15 protein-coding genes are annotated in these 17,599 nt (G+C 71.2%); 11 read left to right on the forward strand and 4 right to left on the reverse strand.

Annotated features, from left to right (window positions below; genetic code table 11):
- Positions 1 to 113 precede the first annotated feature (113 nt).
- Positions 114 to 1,037 carry a sirohydrochlorin chelatase gene (locus tag PV963_RS05555; RefSeq protein WP_274814430.1) on the forward strand — a complete coding sequence of 308 codons (924 nt, stop codon included), beginning with the start codon at positions 114 to 116 and terminating at the stop codon, positions 1,035 to 1,037.
- A 435-nt stretch (positions 1,038 to 1,472) separates the two neighbouring features.
- Here PV963_RS05555 and PV963_RS05560 read toward each other — a convergent pair whose 3' ends face one another.
- The gene (locus PV963_RS05560) at positions 1,473 to 2,963 is read right to left on the reverse strand and encodes an FUSC family protein (protein ID WP_274821948.1); all 1,491 of its coding nucleotides are present in this window, start codon (positions 2,961 to 2,963) and stop codon (positions 1,473 to 1,475) included.
- Positions 2,964 to 3,159: 196 nt separating this feature from the next.
- On the opposite strand from PV963_RS05560, the gene PV963_RS05565 reads away from it, so the two are divergent.
- The 4 genes from PV963_RS05565 to PV963_RS05580 all read left to right on the forward strand — a co-directional run bounded on the left by PV963_RS05565 (position 3,160) and on the right by PV963_RS05580 (position 8,283).
- Complete coding sequence (locus PV963_RS05565; RefSeq protein WP_274814432.1) at positions 3,160 to 3,666, forward strand: Lrp/AsnC family transcriptional regulator; 507 nt, start codon at positions 3,160 to 3,162, stop codon at positions 3,664 to 3,666.
- A 12-nt stretch (positions 3,667 to 3,678) separates the two neighbouring features.
- Entirely contained in the window at positions 3,679 to 4,374 is a 696-nt protein-coding gene (locus PV963_RS05570; RefSeq protein WP_274814433.1) for an HAD family hydrolase, read from the forward strand.
- A gap of 181 nt (positions 4,375 to 4,555) precedes the next feature.
- A complete protein-coding gene (locus PV963_RS05575) occupies positions 4,556 to 7,387 on the forward strand; it encodes a beta-L-arabinofuranosidase domain-containing protein (protein WP_274814435.1) in 2,832 nt (943 codons plus the stop codon).
- A gap of 143 nt (positions 7,388 to 7,530) precedes the next feature.
- Positions 7,531 to 8,283, forward strand: coding sequence for a DUF4142 domain-containing protein (locus PV963_RS05580; RefSeq protein ID WP_274814436.1), 753 nt, complete (start codon positions 7,531 to 7,533; stop codon positions 8,281 to 8,283).
- 16 nt (positions 8,284 to 8,299) lie between these two features.
- On the opposite strand, the gene PV963_RS05585 is transcribed toward PV963_RS05580, so the two are convergent.
- Positions 8,300 to 9,058 carry a LysR family transcriptional regulator substrate-binding protein gene (locus PV963_RS05585; RefSeq protein ID WP_274814438.1) on the reverse strand — a complete coding sequence of 253 codons (759 nt, stop codon included), beginning with the start codon at positions 9,056 to 9,058 and terminating at the stop codon, positions 8,300 to 8,302.
- A 58-nt stretch (positions 9,059 to 9,116) separates the two neighbouring features.
- Between PV963_RS05585 and PV963_RS05590 the strand changes: the two genes are divergently transcribed.
- The 6 genes from PV963_RS05590 to PV963_RS05615 all read left to right on the forward strand — a co-directional run bounded on the left by PV963_RS05590 (position 9,117) and on the right by PV963_RS05615 (position 15,111).
- A complete protein-coding gene (locus tag PV963_RS05590; RefSeq protein WP_274814439.1) occupies positions 9,117 to 9,509 on the forward strand; it encodes a DUF5997 family protein in 393 nt (130 codons plus the stop codon).
- Positions 9,510 to 9,707: 198 nt separating this feature from the next.
- Positions 9,708 to 11,057, forward strand: a complete 1,350-nt coding sequence (locus tag PV963_RS05595; protein WP_274814440.1) for an ABC transporter substrate-binding protein — start codon at positions 9,708 to 9,710, stop codon at positions 11,055 to 11,057.
- Entirely contained in the window at positions 11,054 to 11,986 is a 933-nt protein-coding gene (locus PV963_RS05600) for a carbohydrate ABC transporter permease (RefSeq protein ID WP_274814441.1), read from the forward strand. The genes PV963_RS05595 and PV963_RS05600 overlap by 4 nt, the downstream gene beginning before the upstream one ends.
- Positions 11,983 to 12,927: a carbohydrate ABC transporter permease gene (locus PV963_RS05605; protein WP_274814443.1), complete on the forward strand. Its 945-nt coding sequence runs from the start codon at positions 11,983 to 11,985 to the stop codon at positions 12,925 to 12,927. The genes PV963_RS05600 and PV963_RS05605 overlap by 4 nt, the downstream gene beginning before the upstream one ends.
- Before the next feature lie 28 nt (positions 12,928 to 12,955).
- Positions 12,956 to 13,864: a 5-dehydro-4-deoxyglucarate dehydratase gene (locus tag PV963_RS05610; RefSeq protein WP_274814444.1), complete on the forward strand. Its 909-nt coding sequence runs from the start codon at positions 12,956 to 12,958 to the stop codon at positions 13,862 to 13,864.
- On the forward strand, positions 13,861 to 15,111 hold the full coding sequence (locus PV963_RS05615) for a glucarate dehydratase family protein (RefSeq protein WP_274814445.1): 1,251 nt from the start codon (positions 13,861 to 13,863) through the stop codon (positions 15,109 to 15,111). Before PV963_RS05610 ends, PV963_RS05615 begins: the two co-directional genes overlap by 4 nt.
- Before the next feature lie 40 nt (positions 15,112 to 15,151).
- Here the strand turns inward: PV963_RS05615 and PV963_RS05620 are convergent, their stop codons facing one another.
- Together PV963_RS05620 and PV963_RS05625 are read right to left on the reverse strand one after the other, a co-directional pair.
- Positions 15,152 to 16,045: a peptidoglycan-binding protein gene (locus PV963_RS05620; protein WP_274814447.1), complete on the reverse strand. Its 894-nt coding sequence runs from the start codon at positions 16,043 to 16,045 to the stop codon at positions 15,152 to 15,154.
- Positions 16,045 to 17,589, reverse strand: a complete 1,545-nt coding sequence (locus tag PV963_RS05625) for a DUF6519 domain-containing protein (protein ID WP_274814448.1) — start codon at positions 17,587 to 17,589, stop codon at positions 16,045 to 16,047. The genes PV963_RS05620 and PV963_RS05625 overlap by 1 nt, the downstream gene beginning before the upstream one ends.
- Between the last annotated feature and the right edge of the window lie 10 nt (positions 17,590 to 17,599).

The following is a 17,599-nucleotide window of genomic DNA, read 5'->3' on the forward strand; positions in this document are numbered from 1 at the left end:
CATCCGCACGTCATTCCATCCGTACGTAACTCATCAGACAAAACCGGACGGATACCGCTCACCTGCCCCCTCCCCGAACAAGGGAGCCCAAGAAGCCAGTAACATGCGGCGCCATGAGTTCCCCCACTGGACCCGAGTCCGGCCTCCCAGTACGAATGCCGCGACCCCGCCAGCCCGGACGGCACCGCCGTCCGGAGCCGCTGGTGGCTCCCGAGGGCGCGCCCGCGCTCGTCCTCGCCGTGCCGGGCACGCCCAGTAGCGCCACGCGCAGCCTCGCCGAAGAGGTCGTGAGCATCGCCCGCTCCGAGCTGCCGGGTCTCGACGCCCGCATCGGGTACCTCGACGGGGACAACGCGGAGTTCCCCACGCTTCAGGCCGTGCTCACGTACGCCGCCGAGGAGCGCACCGCCCGCTTCGAGCAGGCGCGTGCCGCCGGCATGGACGTCAGGGAGCCCGACGGGCCCGTCGCCGTCGTCGTGCCGCTGCTCGCCGGTCCGGACAGCGCGCTGCTGCGCCGGGTCCGCCAGGCCGTCATGGAGAGCCGGATCGCCGCCGAGCTGACCGATGTCCTCGGTCCGCACCCGCTGCTCGCCGAGGCGCTGCACGTGCGGCTCTCCGAGGCCGGTCTGGCCCGCGCGGACCGCGCCCGGCTGTTCACCGTGGCGACCGCCGCCGACGGCATCATCCTGGCGTCGGTGGGCGGTGACGAGGCCGTGCAGGCGGCCGGGATCACCGGCATGCTGCTCGCCGCGCGCCTCGCGGTGCCGGTGATGGCGGCGGCCCTGGACCAGGAGGGCTCCATCGCGTCCGTCGCCGAGCAGCTGCGCTCCTCGGGTTCGCAGCAGCTGGCCCTCGCGCCGTATCTGATCGGCCCGGAGATCGAGCCGGGGCTGGTCGAGGAGGCCGCGAAGGAGGCGGACTGCTCCGCCGCCGAGTCGCTCGGGCCGTACCCGGCGGTCGGGAAGCTGGCGCTGGCCAAGTACACGACGGCGTTGGGAATCGCGCCGCAGCAGGCTCAGGGCACGCCGGTTCGCTGACGTCCCTGGTACGACTGAGAAGGCCCGCCCCCGGTCCGTGGGCGGGCCTTCGTCGTCGGGGCGTCGAGCCCACCGCACGGCCGCGTCCCAGCGACAGACGGTGACTGAGCCGGGCCCGCTGCCGCCCGGCGAGCGACGGGCAGCGAGCAGCGAGCCGACGGGATACACAGCGGCCGAGCAAGCGCGGTCGGCGCCCGTTGCAGGGGCGCGCAGCGTTCAAGCCCCGACCAGCCGCGATCCCGACGGCGCACACAGCCACTGAGCGAGCCCTGGCACCCGCTCAGCAGCGAACCCGACGGCGACACGGCCGCCGAGTGAGCCCGGCCGGCGCCCGCTCAGGGGCGTGCAGCGCCGAAGCCCCGGCCGGCGGCAACCCGACCGTGCGCACGGTCACCGAGCGAGCCCGGCCGGCGCCGGCTCAACGCCGTACAGCGCTCACGCGTCGACCAGCGGCGAACCCGACGGCGTGCGGAGGGGGCGGGCGAGTTCCGCCAGGGCCCGTTCCAGGCCGTGGAGGTGGGCCAGGGCGGGTTCCGTCGCGGGGAGGCCGTCCGTCTGGACCGAGACGTCTCCGCCCTCGGTGAGCGCCTCGACCGCGGCCTGCACGCGGTAGCAGGCGGCTGCCAGGCGGGCGTCGTGGGAGGCCTCCGGGTCGGCGGCGACGGCGACCAGGCCCCGGATCTCCCGGGCGCAGTCGTCGAGGAGGGCGAGCACGTGCCGGGCGCGTCGCTTGCGGCCGAGCATCGGGTTCAGCGGGTGCACCAGCGGGGCGACCGAGAGCCGTACCCGGGCGAGCAGCTGCTCCAGTTCCGCCACCCGCGGGGCCGGATCGGCGTCGGCCGCGCCCGCCAGGCGCCGGGCGGTCTCGGCGGTGCAGGCGTGGACACAGCGCAGGGCCCGCTGGATCCAGGCGTCGGTGACGCTGTGCGTGGTGACGGGCAGGACGAGGATCACGGCCAGCGCGGCGCCGAGCGCTCCGACGCCGGTCTCGGCGAGCCGCAGGGCCAGCAGGCCGGGACCGAGCACGCCGAGGAGGCCGTAGAGCAGCCCGGCGAGGAGGGTCACGCAGAGCATCATCCAGGTGTAGGAGACGGCGGCGGTGTAGAAGATGCCGAAGACGCAGACGGCGGCCAGGACGGCCGTGGCGGTCGGGTCGCCGTGCACGGGCATGGCGACGAGCAGGCCGAGGGCGATGCCGATGACCGTGCCGAGGAGCCGCCGGAAGCCGCGGACCAGGGTCTCGCCGCGCGAGGTGGTGTTGACGAAGATCCACCAGGTGGCGCCGACGGCCCAGTACCAGCGCTGCCCGGACACCAGCTGGCCCACGACGAGGGCGAAGCCCGCGCCGGCGGTCGCCTGGATCGCCTGGCGGGTGGTCACCCGGGCCAGGCCGGTGCCGCCCGGCGGGGCGGGCACGGCGGGCGGGGGCAGGCGGCGCTCGTAGCACCACAGCCCGAAGCGGACCAGGGTGGCGGCGAGGACGGACAGCAGGACCGCGGCGTACAGCTCGGGCAGCTGGTCCGTGGTGGCGTGCAGGAACTGGGCCACGAAGAAGGTCATGAACGCGAACACGCCGAGGCTGTGCCCGCGCGGACCCCAGCGGCGCGCGTACACGCCCGCGCCGACCACGGCGAGGAAGGTGAGGTCGCGGGCCACCGGGTGGTCGTGCAGTTCGGCGGCGGCGGTGAGCACGGGCAGTCCGACGGCGGGCAGCAGCGCGGTGGTGACCGCCTGGCCCCGGACCGTGGCGTCGGTGACGGTGAACAGGGCGAGCAGGGCGGCGAGACCGCCGGTGACGGCTCCCGTGAGGGAGTGTCCGGCGAGGCCGCACAAGGCGACCGCGAGCGCGATGCCGAGCACGGCACGCGTGGCGAACCGCAGCCGCGTCCGTCCCGGATCCGGAGCCACGAACACCCTCTTCAGCACCACTTACCGCCCCCTTCGCAACGCCGGATGGGAAAGCATGAAAAAGGCGCCGCGGGATCCGCAGCGCCATCGACGCCTCCATATCACCATCCCGGACGCCACTGGCTCAACAGGCTCCTCCTAGACTGGGCCATTGGCACAGCTGAAGCGGTCGGAGAGTGGCCGCGGCAGGGCCAACGGACGAGGAGGACGCACGATGCCCGTGGACGAGCTCGACACCCGCATCCTGCGGCTGCTGCTGGAGCAGCCGCGCACGAGCGTGCGCGAGTACGCCCGGACCCTTGGCGTCGCCCGGGGCACGTTGCAGGCCCGGCTCGACCGTCTGGAGCGCGACGGCGTGATCACCGGCACGGCACCGGCCCTCTCCCCCGCCGCGCTCGGGCATCCGGTGCTCGCGTTCGTGCACATCGAGGTCACCCAGGGCCATCTCGACGAGGTGGGCGACGCGCTGGCGGCGGTGCCCGAGATCGTCGAGGCGTTCTCCATCACGGGCGGCGGGGATCTGCTCACCCGGGTCGTGGCGCGGGACAACGCGCATCTGGAGGACGTCGTCCAGAAGCTGATCAGCCTGCCCGGGGTCGTCCGCACCCGCACCGAGATCGCCCTGCGGGAGCGTGTCCCCCACCGGCTGCTGCCGCTGGTGGAGTCGATCGGCCGTGCGGCCCGGCCTGACCCCCGGCGGTCTGCGGATCATGGTCTTTGACATGCTGGAACCATGAGCAATCTCGGCGGCGTATCGGTCATCTTCGATCTCGACGGAACGCTCGTGGACAGCGAGCCGAACTACTACGAGGCGGGCCGGCAGACCCTCGCCGAGCACGGCGTCCCCGACTTCAGCTGGACGGACCACGAGCGGTACGTCGGCATCAGCACACAGGAGACGGTCGCGGACTGGATCGAGCGGTACGGCCTGCGGGCCTCCGTGGAAGAGCTGTTCACCGCCAAGAACCGCCGCTATCTGGACCTGGCGCGCAGCTCCACGCGCGCGTACCCCGAAATGCGCAAGTTCGTCGAGCTGTTGGCGGCCGAAGGCGTGCCCATGGCCGTGGCCTCGGGGTCCTCGCCCGAGGCCATCGAGGCGGTCCTGGCGGGCACGGGCCTGGACGCCCACCTGCGGACGGTCGTCTCGGCTGACGAGGTCGCGCACGGCAAGCCGGCTCCCGACGTCTTCCTGGAGGCGGCCCGCCGGCTCGGGGCGGACCCGACGGCCTGCGTGGTGCTGGAGGACGCCGCCCCGGGCGCCGCCGCCGCGCACGCGGCGGGGATGCGCTGCATCGCCCTCCCTTACGTCGCCGCCCAGGCCGACGCGCCGGAGTTCGCCACCGCGGGTCTGCTTCTGCGGGGCGGACAGGAGGAGTTCACGGCGCAGGCGGCGTTCGACTGGCTGGTGCACTCGGCAGGCCTTTCCTGAAGCACCCTTCCTGAACCACCAACCACCTTTCCTGAATCACCACTGAGGACGGACCTTTCTTCAACTCACCTCTTCCGACCCGTTGACGCTCCCTCATCCCCTCCCTATCGTCTGGTCGATCACTCGCACAGCGTTCGAAATGTCGAATACTTCGAGTCCGTGGACCCGTGGAGGAGCACACATGGCACGGCCCCTCTCAAGACGAACCCTTCTCCAGGCCGCGACCCTCGCCGCGACCCTACCCGCGATATCCGAGGCGGCGACAGGCCGGGCCGTCGCGGCCCCGGCGTCCGCAGCCACCGCCGCGACAACCGCCGGCACCCCGTCCGCCTGGACCGTACGCCCCTTCGACCTGGAGGACGTCAGCCTCGGCCGGGGCGTCTTCGCCGACAAGCGGCAGCTGATGCTGGACCACGCCCGCGGCTACGACGTGAACCGGCTGCTCCAGGTGTTCCGCGCCAACGCCGGTCTCGCCACGGGCGGCGCGGTCGCCCCCGGTGGCTGGGAGGGGCTGGACGGTGAGGCCAACGGCAACCTGCGGGGCCACTACACCGGCCACTTCCTGACCATGCTGGCGCAGGCGTACCGCGGCACGAAGGACCGGGTGTTCGCCGACCGGATCACCACCATGGTCGGGGCGCTGGCCGAGGTGCGCGCGGCGCTGCGCCGGGACCCGGCGGTACTGAGCGTCCCCGGGAAGTTCGGGACCGCCGCGGATCAGGTGCGTGGCTCCTACCAGTACGTGGATCTGCCGGCGGCCGTGCTCGGCGGGGCCGCGGCGATCACCCTCTCCGTCTGGGTGCGGCCCACGCACGACGCCGACTGGACCCGCGTCTTCGACTTCGGCAACGACACCACCCGTTACCTGTATCTGGCCGCCCGCAACCAGGCCGGAGTGCCGCGCTTCGCCATCACCACGTCGGGCCCCGGCGGCGAGCAGGCCCTCAACGGGACGGCCGCGCTGCCGCTGAACCAGTGGAGCCACCTCGCGGTGACGATCGCGGGCGGCACCGGCACGCTCTACGTCAACGGCACCGCCGTCGCGCGGAACACCGCGATGAGCCTCACCCCGGCGGCCCTCGGCACTCTGAAGAACAACTGGCTCGGCCGCTCGAACTACCCCGCCGACCCGGTCTTCGCGGGCGCCTTCGAGGAGTTCAACGTCTTCTCGCGGGCGCTGACCGCCGCCGAGATCACCGAGTTGCAGGGCCGCCGGGCCGCCGACGCCTCGACGGGGCGGGGCGACCTGGCGTCGTACGCCTTCGACGAGACGGCGGGCGGAACCTTCGCGGACACCTCCGGCCGGGGCCTGACCGCCACCCTGCGCCGCACCTGGGGCGGGCCCAGCCACCCCGGGTTCCTCGCGGCGTACCCGGAGACGCAGTTCATCGAACTGGAGTCGCGGACCACCCCCGACTACACCAAGGTGTGGGCGCCGTACTACACCGCGCACAAGATCCTCAGGGGTCTGCTCGACGCGTACACCGCCACGGACGACGACCGGGCCCTCGACCTCGCGTCCGGCATGTGCGACTGGATGTACTCCCGGCTGTCCAAGCTGCCGGAGTCCACGCTCCAGCGCATGTGGGGGATCTTCTCCAGCGGCGAGTTCGGCGGCATCGTCGAGGCGATCTGTGATCTGCACACCATCACCGGCAAGGCCGAACACCTCGCGCTGGCCAAGCTGTTCGACCTCGACCGGCTGATCGACGCGTGCGCGGCGAACACCGACATCCTCGACGGACTGCACGCCAACCAGCACATCCCGATCTTCACCGGGTACGTGCGGCTCTACGACGAGACGGGCGAGGAGCGCTACCTCACGTCGGCGAAGAACTTCTGGGACATGGTCGTACCGCACCGCATGTACGGCATCGGCGGCACCAGCACCCAGGAGTTCTGGAAGGCCCGGGACGTGATCGCGGGCACGATCAGCGCGACCACCGCGGAGACCTGCTGCGCGTACAACATGCTCAAGCTGAGCCGGACCCTGTTCTTCCACGAGCAGGACCCGAAGTACATGGACTACTACGAGCGGGCCCTGTACAACCAGGTGCTCGGTTCGAAGCAGGACAAGCCGGACGCGGAGAAGCCGCTCGTCACGTACTTCATCGGGCTGACGCCCGGTCATGTCCGGGACTACACGCCCAAGCAGGGCACGACCTGCTGCGAGGGCACCGGCATGGAGAGCGCCACGAAGTACCAGGACTCGGTGTACTTCGCGAAGTCCGACGGCAGTGCCTTGTACGTCAATCTGTACAGCCCCTCCGCGCTGACCTGGGCCGAGAAGGGCGTCACGGTCACGCAGACCACCCGCTATCCGCAGGAGCAGGGCAGCACGCTGACCTTCGGGGGCGGTCGTGCCTCCTTCACGCTGCGGCTGCGGGTGCCGTCGTGGGCGACGGCCGGGTTCCGGGTGACCGTCAACGGGCGTGCGGTGTCCGGGACTCCGAAACCCGGGAGCTACTTCGACGTGTCCCGGACCTGGCGGGCCGGCGACACCGTCCGCATCGCCATGCCGTTCCGAATGCGGGTGGAGAAGGCCCTCGACGATCCGTCCCTGCAGACGCTGTTCCACGGCCCGGTCAACCTGGTCGCCCGCGACGCCGCCACGGAGTATCTGAAGGTCGGCCTGTACCGCAACGCCGGCTTGTCCGGCGACCTGTCGGCCACTCTCAAGCCGGTGTCCGGCAAGCCGCTGCACTTCACGCTGGACGGGAGGGAGTGGGCGCCGTTCTCCGAGGGGACGGAGGATCCGACGCACGCCTACTTCCGGCGCTCCGAGCCGAAGGTCGTCTTCGGCGGCCGGGACTCGGGCGTCACCAACCCCGCGAAGGCCGACGGCACCACGCTGCTGGACGAGGTCTGGGCCGGGGCGCCGTTCCGGAACAAGGGGGCGCTGGTGGCGCGGGTGCGGTCCACGGTGGACACGTGGGTGACGGCCGGGCTGCTGAGCAGGGCGGACGGCGACAAGGTGGTGAGCACGGCGGGCGCGGCCTCGTACCAACCCTGAGCTTTTCCGTCCGGGTCCGGTGCCGTATCGCCCTCGGCACCGGGCCGGGCGGGTTCACCGAATTTTTTTGCGGCAGGGATGATTGTTTCGCCCCTGGCATCCGTACCTCCTGGCGTTGGGCCGTTCATATCCCAGGAGGCACGATGCGCATCTCGCGCAGCACGGCAGGAACCGCGTTCGTGGGCGGTGCGATGATCCTGACGCTCACCGCGCTCGCCTACCCGAGCATGCTGGGCGTGCAGAACACGGCTGCCGGCCAGGACCGCATCATCGCCAACACCCAGTACGGTCCGCTGACCGAGGCGGACCGCGACTTCGTGGTGAAGGTGCGCGCGGCCGGGCTGTGGGAGCACCCGCTCGGGCTGATCGTGATGCAGCGTGGCGGGTCGCCCGCGATGAAGGAGGCCGGGGAGCATCTGGTCGTCGGGCACGGGCGGCTGGACGCGGCCTGCCGCAAGGTCGCCCCCGAGCTTGGTATCACGCTGCCCAACCAGGCGTCGCCGCAGCAGCAGCAGTTCGTGGCGACGGTGGAGGGGGCGCAGGGACAGGAGTTCGACTCGACCGCGGTGAGCATCATGCGCATCACGCACGGCCAGATCTTCTCGACGATCGCCAAGATCCGTGCCAACACGCGGAACACGCTGGTGCGTCAGCTCGCCGACCAGGCCAACTCCACCGTGCTGGACCACATCACGATCCTGGAGAAGACCGGCCTGGTCAATCACGAGCAGGTCAACCTCCAGCAGACCAGCCCGCCCAAGATGCCCGAGGAGATGACCACGCCGCCGCCCCCGCAGCCGGGCTCGCCGGTGCTGACGTTGAACATCCCCAAGGGCATGGAGGACCTGCGCACGGAGGCGCCGAACGCCATCCAGCCGTCGCCTTCCGCGGGCTGAGCGAAGGTGCCGGAGGTCAGGAGCGGCGGCGGGGCTTGCCCCGCTTGCCGCTCTTGCTGCCCTTGGGGGCGCCGCCGGAGGACCCGCGTCGCTGTGCGCCCGTCGACCTGGCCGGCTGCTTGCGGCGGTCGTCGCGCCTGGGCTTCTCCTGCGCCGGGGGCTGTGTGCGGCCCCGGGTGCTGTTGACCGTGCGGCCGCGGACGATGCCGATGAAGTCCTCCACCTGGTCCGTCGTAGCGTCCTCGGGCCAGGCCAGGGCCACTGCGGACTCGGGGGCGTCCTTGAGGGGGCGGTGGGTGAGGTCCTTGCGGTGGTGGAGGCGGGCGAGCGACAGGGGGACGATGAGCACGCCGATCCCCGCCGCGACCAGTTCGACGGCGTCGGCCGTCGTGGCGGGGCGTTCGAAGGCGGGCCGCCCGGGGAGGTTCTCCCAGTCGAGGACGTCGTCGAGAGGGTGCAGCACGATGTCGTCGGACAGATCCTCCGGGGACACCTCGTCGACGGCCGTGACCAGGTGGTCCTTGGGCACGACGACGACCGTCTGCTCGGTGTAGAGCGGGATCGCGCTGAACACGGTCCGGTCGACGGGGAGGCGTACGAGGCCCGCGTCGGCGTCACCGTCCAGCAGCCGCCCGGCCGCCGCTCCGGCGGGCACCTGCGTCAGGGCCAGCGGGACGTCGGGGTGCCGCTCGTTCCAGATGCGCACCCACTTGTCGGGCATCACCCCGGGGACGTACACGAGCCGGAACGAGGAGGATTCTTCCGAGCCTGTCACCAGGCCAGGTTACCGGCCGTGGTGGGCGGTCGTGCACACGCTCGATACCCTGGTGGTCATGACGTCGCACCAGAGCACCCAGACCATGAAGCCCGCGACCGCGGCGAAGAAGCTGGGTGTGTACCTCGAGGCCACACCCGCCGAGTTCCGGGACGGTGTCGTCTCGCGCGCCGAGCTGAACGAGCTCCAGGCGAACCCGCCGCAGTGGCTTCAGGACCTGCGGAGCAACGGCCCGCACCCCCGCCCGGTGGTCGCCGCGAAGCTCGGCGTCTCCATCGCGGGTCTCGCCCGCGGTGGCGTCACCGAACCCATCACCACCGAGGAGATCGAGACGCTGAAGCAGGAGAACCCCGAGTGGCTTCAGCGGGAGCGCGCCACCCAGGCGGAGGTCCGCAAGGAGGCGGCCCGCATCAAGAAGAAGAACGCCGAGCGCGCCGAGCCCCGCGACTGACCTCGAACCTTCTCTCAGACGGCCCCAACCGGTCCATCCGGTTGGGGCCGTTGTCGTTCCCCGGGGCCCTGCCACGGTCTCGTGTGACCTCGGTGAAATATTTCAGCCATGTCTTGACGTGGTGATGAAACGATCCGTAGCTTGGCCGATCATTTAGATTCGTGAAGTTGGTTCACGGATATGAACGGAGAACCATCCATGCGGGATCGCCGACGCTGCATCGATGTGCGGCTCCGCCGCGGGCACTGCCTGGCTGCCGCGCTCGCCGTCTCGGGGCTCCTGTCCGGAACGGCCGCCTGCGGCTCCGGTTCCGGCAGCGCCCGGGCCGGCGATCCGAACACGCTGGAGGTGTGGACCCGGAGCGATCCGGACTCCGCCCAGACCTACAAGCGGGTGTTCGCCGCCTTCACCGAGAAGACCGGCATCAAGATCGACTACCAGCCGGTCATGAACTTCGACCAGCAGTTGCAGAGCCGCGCGTCCACCAAGGACCTGCCGGACGTCATGATCAACGACACCGCCCTGATGGGCAGTTACCAGGCCCAGGGCCTGCTCAAGCCCATCGACCCGGCCTCGATCGCCGGACACGACGAGATCACCGCCAAGTCCTGGTCGTCCACCGTGGGCCGCGACGGCAGGCACTACGGCATCCCGTACTCCCGACAGGCCATGACGCTGTTCGTCCGCAAGGACTGGCGCCAGAAGCTCGGCCTGCCGCAGCCGAAGACCTGGCAGGACACGCTCGCCCTCGCCAAGGCCTTCGCCACCCGCGACCCGGACGGGGACGGCAGGAAAAACACGTACGGCATGGTCGTGCCCGGCAGCGCGCAGAACGGCTATGTCGCCTGGTGGGGCGCCAGCTGGCTGTGGCAGGGCGGCGTGCGGATCATCGAGAAGGACGGCTCGGGCTACCGGCCCGCCATGGACTCGGCGGCCGCCCTGCGCACCGTCACCTGGATGAAGGACAACCTCTTCTGCGGTGACAACGGTGTCATCCAGCCCAGCGCCCTCACCTCCGTCACCGCGAACACCACCAACTTCCAGGACGGCAACGCCGGGATGTACCTCACCGGCCCGTACAACATCTCCACGTTCGACAAGGCGCTCGGCAAGGACAAGTACGAGGTCCTGCCCGCGCCCGCGGGCCCGGCCGGGAACGATGTGCTGGCCGACGGCGAGGACATCTACTTCGGCGCCAGGACCGGGAAGGCGAAGCAGGAGCAGGCGCTGGCCGCGTTCCTGATCTCCCCCGAGGGCCAGACGCTCGCCATGACCGGCGACCACCAGCCCGTCGTGCGGATCCCCGTCAACTCCACGCTGGACGCGGCGAGAGTGCGGGGCGACGCGCGCTGGAGCGTGGTGCAGAAGGCGTACGAGGACGCCTCACTGCAGTTCCCCAACGCACCGGACTGGGCCCCGATCAAGCAGGACACGGCCGATTCCCTCAACGCGCTGTTCACGTACTGCGGCAGTGACGTCAAGGCCGGTCTCAAGGAACTCAACGACACCCTCGCCGGTGACCTCAAGGACCAGGACCTGTTGAAATGACCGCGACCGTGACGACACCCGGGCCGCGCAGAGCCCCCCGGCTCCTCAGCAAGAAGGCCGTACTCGGCAAGAAGGCCGTCCTGCCCTGGCTGTTCCTCGCGCCGGGTCTGCTGCTCGCCCTGGTCTTCAAGTTCCTCCCCATGGGCAAGGGCGTCTGGCTCAGCTTCTTCGACGTGCGGCCCTTCCTCGGTGACAAGTGGGTCGGCCTCGACAACTACACGCGGGTCCTGACCGACCACCGCTTCCAGGACGCCATCGGCCACACGCTGGTCCTGGGCATCGGGATGTCCCTCGGCGGCATCGTCGCCGGCTTCGTCCTGGCCCTGCTGCTCGAAGGCCAGGCCCGCTCACTGAAGATCATCCGTACCGCCGTCTTCCTGCCCGTCGTCACCGCCACCGCGGTGGTCGGCGAGATGTGGCGGCTGATGTACTACCCGACCTCCGACGGCCTGATCAACAGCGGTCTCGGGCTCCTCGGTATGGGGCCCGTGCCCTACCTCGACAATCCCGAAACGGCCCTGTGGGCGACGATGGCCATGGGCATCTGGATGCTCGCCCCCTACAACATGGTGATCATCCTCGCCGGACTGGCGGGTGTGGACCGCTCGTTGTACGAGGCCGCCGCGATGGACGGCGTGTCGCTGTGGCAGCGGCTGCGGCACATCACCCTGCCCGCCATCCGCCCGGCCCTCGGCATCGTCCTCACCCTCGCCGCCATCCGCGGACTGCGTGTCTTCACCGAGGTGTACGTCCTCACCGGCGGCGGTCCGGCCGGGTCGACCGACGTCTGGATGACCCGCGCCTACACCCTCGGGTTCTCCCGCAACGACATCGGCGGCGCCTCGGCCGCCTCCGTGCTCCTGCTCTGCGTGACGCTGCTGTTCACCGTCACGGTCAACTACTTCCGCAAGAGGGGAGACGTGAGATGAGCGCGCCCGCCATCGAGCCCGTCCGGACCCCGGTGACCGCCTCCCCCGAGCGGAAGTCCGCCGGGAAGCGGCGCACCACTCCCGCCCGTTTCGACACCGCCCTCGGCTGGAGCGACCGGCCGGGCCCCGCCTGGGCGCTGCGCGTCCTGCTCTGCGCGCTCGCCCTGGGCGTCTTCGCGGCGCCGTTCCTGACGGTCTTCTCCGGTTCCTTCAGCGAGAAGGCCAGCGGTTCGACCCTGTCGTTCCTCCCCCACCACCCGACCCTGCTGAACTTCGAGGTGGCCGGCGAGCGCGGCATCTGGGACTACTTCGGCAACTCCCTGGTCATCGCGGGCGGCGGGCTGCTGCTCCAGCTCGTCGTCTGCACACTCGCCGCGTACGCGCTGGCCCGGCACAGGTTCCGCGGGCAGGCGCTGATCCTGACCCTGTTCATGCTGACGATGATGCTCCCCGAGGAGGTCATCGCCATCCCGCTGTCCCTGGTGCTCGGCCATGTGCCCGTGGTCGGCCTCGATTTGAAGGGCACCGTCTGGGGTGTGATCCTGCCGCTCGGCGCCTGGGGCTTCTCGGTGATGGTGCTCACCGAGTTCATGAAGGACATCCCCGCCGAGATCGAGGAGGCCGCCCGTATCGATGGCGTCGGTGAGCTGCGGATGCTGTGGCAGGTCGTCCTGCCGCTGTGCAAGCCCGCGCTCGGCGTGGCCGGGGTGCTCGGCTTCATCATGATCTGGGACCAGTATCTGCTGCCCCTGATCGCCGCCAAGGACCCCACCGACTACACGGTCACCGTCGCCCTGTCCATCCTGCGCACCGACCCCGAGGTCGGCTCGGGGGTGGTGCTGGCCGGTGCGGTGATCGCCCTGGTCCCCAGCCTGATCGTCTATCTGCTCCTCCAGCGCTCGCTGGTCACCGGCATCGCCGCCGGTGCCACGAAGGGCTGACCACCCACCCCCCACGTATGAGGGAGACATGAAGTTCCACGGAGTGCTGTTCTTCCCGGTCACGCCGTTCGCGGCGGACGGTTCTCTGGACGAGGAACGGCTCGCCCAGCACATCGAGTCGGGTGTCGCCGCGGGTGCGGGAGGTGTGTTCGTCGCCTGCGGCACCGGCGAGTTCCACGCCCTGTCGGCCGACGAGATCGAGCGGGCCACTCGGGTCGCGGTGCGGACAACCGCCGGACGGGTGCCGGTCCTCGCAGCCGCCGGCGGTCCACTGCCGGTCGCCCGGGACCAGGCCGCCCGGGTCGCACGGGCCGGCGCCGACGGCATCCTGCTGCTGCCGCCCTACCTGGTCAGCGCCCCGCAGCAGGGCCTCGTGCGGTACGTCGAGGAGGTCACCGCGGCCACGGACCTGCCCGTCGTCTTCTACCAGCGCGGCACCGCCCGGCTCACCGAGGACACCGCCGCCGAGATCGCCGCGCTGCCCGGGGTCGTCGGACTCAAGGACGGCATCGGGGACATCGAGCGGATGCACCGCGTCGTCCGCGCGGTGCGTGCCGTGCCGGGCACGGAGGACTTCCAGTTCTTCAACGGCCTGCCCACCGCCGAGATGACCGCGCCCGCCTACCAGGGCATCGGCGTCGCGCTGTACTCCTCGGCGGTGTTCGCCTTCGCCCCGGAGATCGCCCTGGCCTTCCACCGGGCCCTCGCCGAGGGCGACGAGGCCCTGGTCTCCCGGCTCCTCGACGAGTTCTACGGCCCGCTGGTCGCCCTGCGCGACGAGGTCCCCGGGTACGCCGTGTCGCTCGTCAAGGCCGGAGTCACGCTGCGTGGCCTGGACGTAGGCGGCGTGCGGGCACCGCTGCTGGATCCGACACCGGAGCACATCGCCCGGCTGTCCGAACTCATCGACCGTGGTCTGGAGGTGGTCGGCGCATGAGCCCGACGCGTATCCGAGAGCTGATCGTCACGCCGATCGCCTTCGGCGACCCGCCGCTGCTCAACTCCAACGGCGTGCACGAGCCGCTCGCGCTGCGGGTCATCCTCCAACTCGTGCTGGAGGACGGCACGGTGGGGCTCGGCGAGTCCCCGGGCGGCACGGCACGCCTGGAGCGGCTCCAGGCCGCGGCGAAGGTGGTGGTCGGCATGGACGTCTTCGACACCACCGCCGTCGCCGCCGCGATCGACGCGGCCCTGCTGCCGACCGTGCCCAGTTCCCACGAGCGCGGCTGGACCACCTCGGCGGTGGAGGTGGCCTGCCTCGACGCGCAGGGCAGGCTGCTCGGCCGTCCGGTCAGCGATCTGCTGGGCGGCAGGGTCCGCGATGCGGTGCCGTTCGCCGCGTACCTCTTCTACAAGTGGGTCGAGCACCCCGCGCTCGACGGCCGTCCGGCCATCACGGACGACTGGGGCGAGGCCCTCGACCCGGCCGGGATCGTCGAGCAGGCGCGGCTGATGCAGGAGCGGTACGGCTTCAGGTCGTTCAAGCTCAAGGGCGGCGTCTTCCCACCGGACGAGGAGATCGCCGCGATCCGGGCGCTGGCGGAGGCCTTCCCCGGGCAGCCGCTGCGGCTGGACCCGAACGTGGCGTGGACGGTCGAGACCTCGAAGTACGTCGCCCGTGAACTGGACGGCGTACTGGAGTACTTGGAGGACCCGGCCAAGGGCATCGACGGCATGGCGGAGGTGGCCAAGGAGTCGCCCATGCCGCTCGCGACGAACATGTGCGTGATCGCCTGGGAGCACCTGAAGCCGGCCGTCGAGCAGAACGCCATCCAGGTCCTGCTCACCGACCACCACTACTGGGGCGGGCTGCGCCGCACCCGGGAACTGGCCGCCGTGTGCGAGGCGTTCGGAATCGCCCTGTCGATGCACTCCAACTCGCACCTGGGCATCAGCCTCGCCGCGATGACCCATGTCGCAGCGGCCATCCCCAACCTCGACCACTCCTGCGACACGCACTATCCGTGGAACTCGGCGGACGACGTGATCGTGCCCGGTGTCCTGGAGCTGCGCGACGGGGAGGTCCGGGTGCCGGCCGGGCCGGGGCTGGGTGTCGAGCTCGACCACGACAAGCTGGAGCAGCTGCACCGGCGTTACGTCGACTCCGGGATGCGCGGCCGCGACGACACCGGCTACATGCGGCGGATCCAGCCGGAGTACGAGCTGCGGCTGCCCCGCTGGTAATGGGCGTGCGCCCCTGCGCGCGCAGGGGCGCACCCGGTGACTACTTGGACTTCGGCACCTTCAGCCGGTCCCAGGTGAGCTTGCCGGGGATGCCGTCGGCGTCCTTGCCGGAGAAGCCCTGCTTCTGCTGCCAGAGCGCGTAGGACCGGCGGTCGGCCTCGCTCCAGTCGGGGCTCGGGCCCTCCTCGTAGCGGCTGCATCCCTCGGCGACCAGGCGGCGGCCCATCGCCGTGATGATCGGGGAGCGCTGGCCGACGTGGAAGAACGCGGCGCCGGGGAACGGCTCGTAGGACGGCTTGGGCGACGGCTTCGGGTCGGGGGCCGGTTTGCTGCCGCCTCCGCCGCCCTTGAGCCGCTGGGCTATGCGCTTGCGCATGCCGTCCATGGTGAAACCGCGCGGGTCGACCTTGCCCGGCTGCCACTCCTTGTGGCCGATGACGGAGCGCTCGGACCAGCCGTGGTGGCGGCAGATCGCCGCTGACACCTTCTCGATGGCCTCCTTCTGCGCCTCGGGCCAGGGGTCCTTGCCGTTGCCGAGGTTGATGCACTCGAAGCCGTAGAAGTGCCGGTTGCCGTCGGTGTCGGCCTCGTTGTCGGCCGGCAGTTTCGACTCGTTGATCACGGCGCGCAGGACGTCGCCGTCACCGAGGCCGGCGTGGTTGGCGCGGCCGTTGCCGACCAGGTGGACGTGGCCCTTCTTGTCGATGACGCCGTGGCACAGCGGGCCGGGCAGGCTGGAGTAGCCGTCGTAGCAGATGTCGACGGAGGCGGCGGTGCCGGAGGTGACGGTGTGGTGGATCATCACGCCGTTCACCGGGCCCCAGGGGCCCTTGCTGTTGCGGTTGTGGGTGCGCCAGCTGCGGACCTCATGGACGGTCAGGCCCTCGGCCCGGAGGATCTCCACCAGCTTCGACGCGCTCAGCGGCTTGGCCATCAGTTGTCTCCTTCCACGGCGGCTTCCGCCTCGGCTGTGGTCTGGGACCGCCCGTGGGAGGGGTCCTCGGCGGCCAGTTCCTCGCGGTGGGCCTGCTCCTCGGCCGCGAGCGTGGCCTCGTCCGCGGGCGGCATGCTGCTCGCCAGCGGGCCGAACGCCAGGCGCAGGTCGACGGCGCTGCCCTCGCCCTTGATCAGGGCCAGCGGGGCGAAGTGCCGGGCGATGCCGGCCGGGCCCTGGAGCAGCGGACGGCGGGCCGCGTCCACCGGCCACTCGACGCTGCCGGTGGCGGTGCGGGCGGGGACGATCCAGTGGTCGCCGGTGCGGTAGGTGCCGCCCTTGGCGAAGTACACCTCGACGCCGTCCTCCAGGTGCAGCCACTCCCCCTCCGTGACGGGGACCGCGCCGCCGCGCAGGGCGGTGGTGCGGCCCTTGCGCTTGGGGCCGCCATGGTGGTCCCAGCGGCGCAGGTACGGGTTCAGGTGCGCGAGCCGTCCCACGCCCGGGGCGGGTTCGGCGGACAGGCGGACGCGGCGGCCCGGCACGTCCAGCTCCTCGACCCGCAGCAGCGGCAGGGGCTCCAGGCGGGAGGCGTAGGCGGTGTCGACGAACTCCACGTGGTCGCCGACGTCCAGGTCCAGCTTGTCGTCGTGGCCGAGGGATGCCAACTGAACCCAGGTACCGTCGAGTTCGTCGACGGGGAAGACGACGGAGCCGTTCTCGCGGGACCACTTGAAGGTGGCGTCCTTCGCCTCGCCGCCCTCGTGGACCTCCACCCGGTACAGCTGGTTCTCCGGGCCGCGGTAGCGGGCGTCCGGCTTGACCAGGCACGGGTCCTCGTCGGCGTGGTCGGGCCGCTCGCTGCGGGCGGCGAGCCGGGCCGAGGGGGCCGACTGGCGCTGCGCCCAGCGGGTGAACGCGGCGCGGACGACGTCCTTGGAGGGGTCGGTCTCCTCGATCTCCAGGGCGGCAAGGGACAGCGGCAGCACCTGCCAGACGACCTTCAGGCGGGCGGCGGTGTCGGGCATGGCCGCGCCGAGGGCGACCTCGCGCAGCGCCGGGTCCTCGGCGGCGGTGACCGAGCGCTCCCACACGTTCAGGTAGACGACGAACGGCGACTGGGCGGGCGAGGGCAGCCGGTCGCCGGGCTTCTCCGGGTCGCGGAAGCCGTCGGGCTGGTCCCAGTAGGTCCAGTGCGCGGGCGGCTCCGGCGCCGGCTCCTCGCCGTCCTCGTCGGTGACGGGCACGCCGGCGGCCGGGCGGTCGGCGTCGCACAGGATGCCGTCGACGTAGTAGCGGCCGCCGCGGATGAGGAGGGTGTCGATCTCGTGCTTGCCGCCGACGTACTCGATGCGGAAGCCGGCCGCGTAGCGCGGCCCGCCGTGCGGTCCGATCAGGTCGGCGGCGAGGCTACGAGCCTGGTGGAGCTGGATCGCGGTCTGTTCGTTGAGGTCGGCGTCGAGCTGGACGCGGCCCTGCTGGGCGACGACCGCGGAGTAGTGCCGCTCCGGGCGGAACGTGGAGCGGGAGAGGTCTGCGTGCATGAAGGGTGTC

This window comes from Streptomyces coeruleorubidus, from assembly GCF_028885415.1.
Classification (GTDB): domain Bacteria; phylum Actinomycetota; class Actinomycetes; order Streptomycetales; family Streptomycetaceae; genus Streptomyces; species Streptomyces coeruleorubidus_A.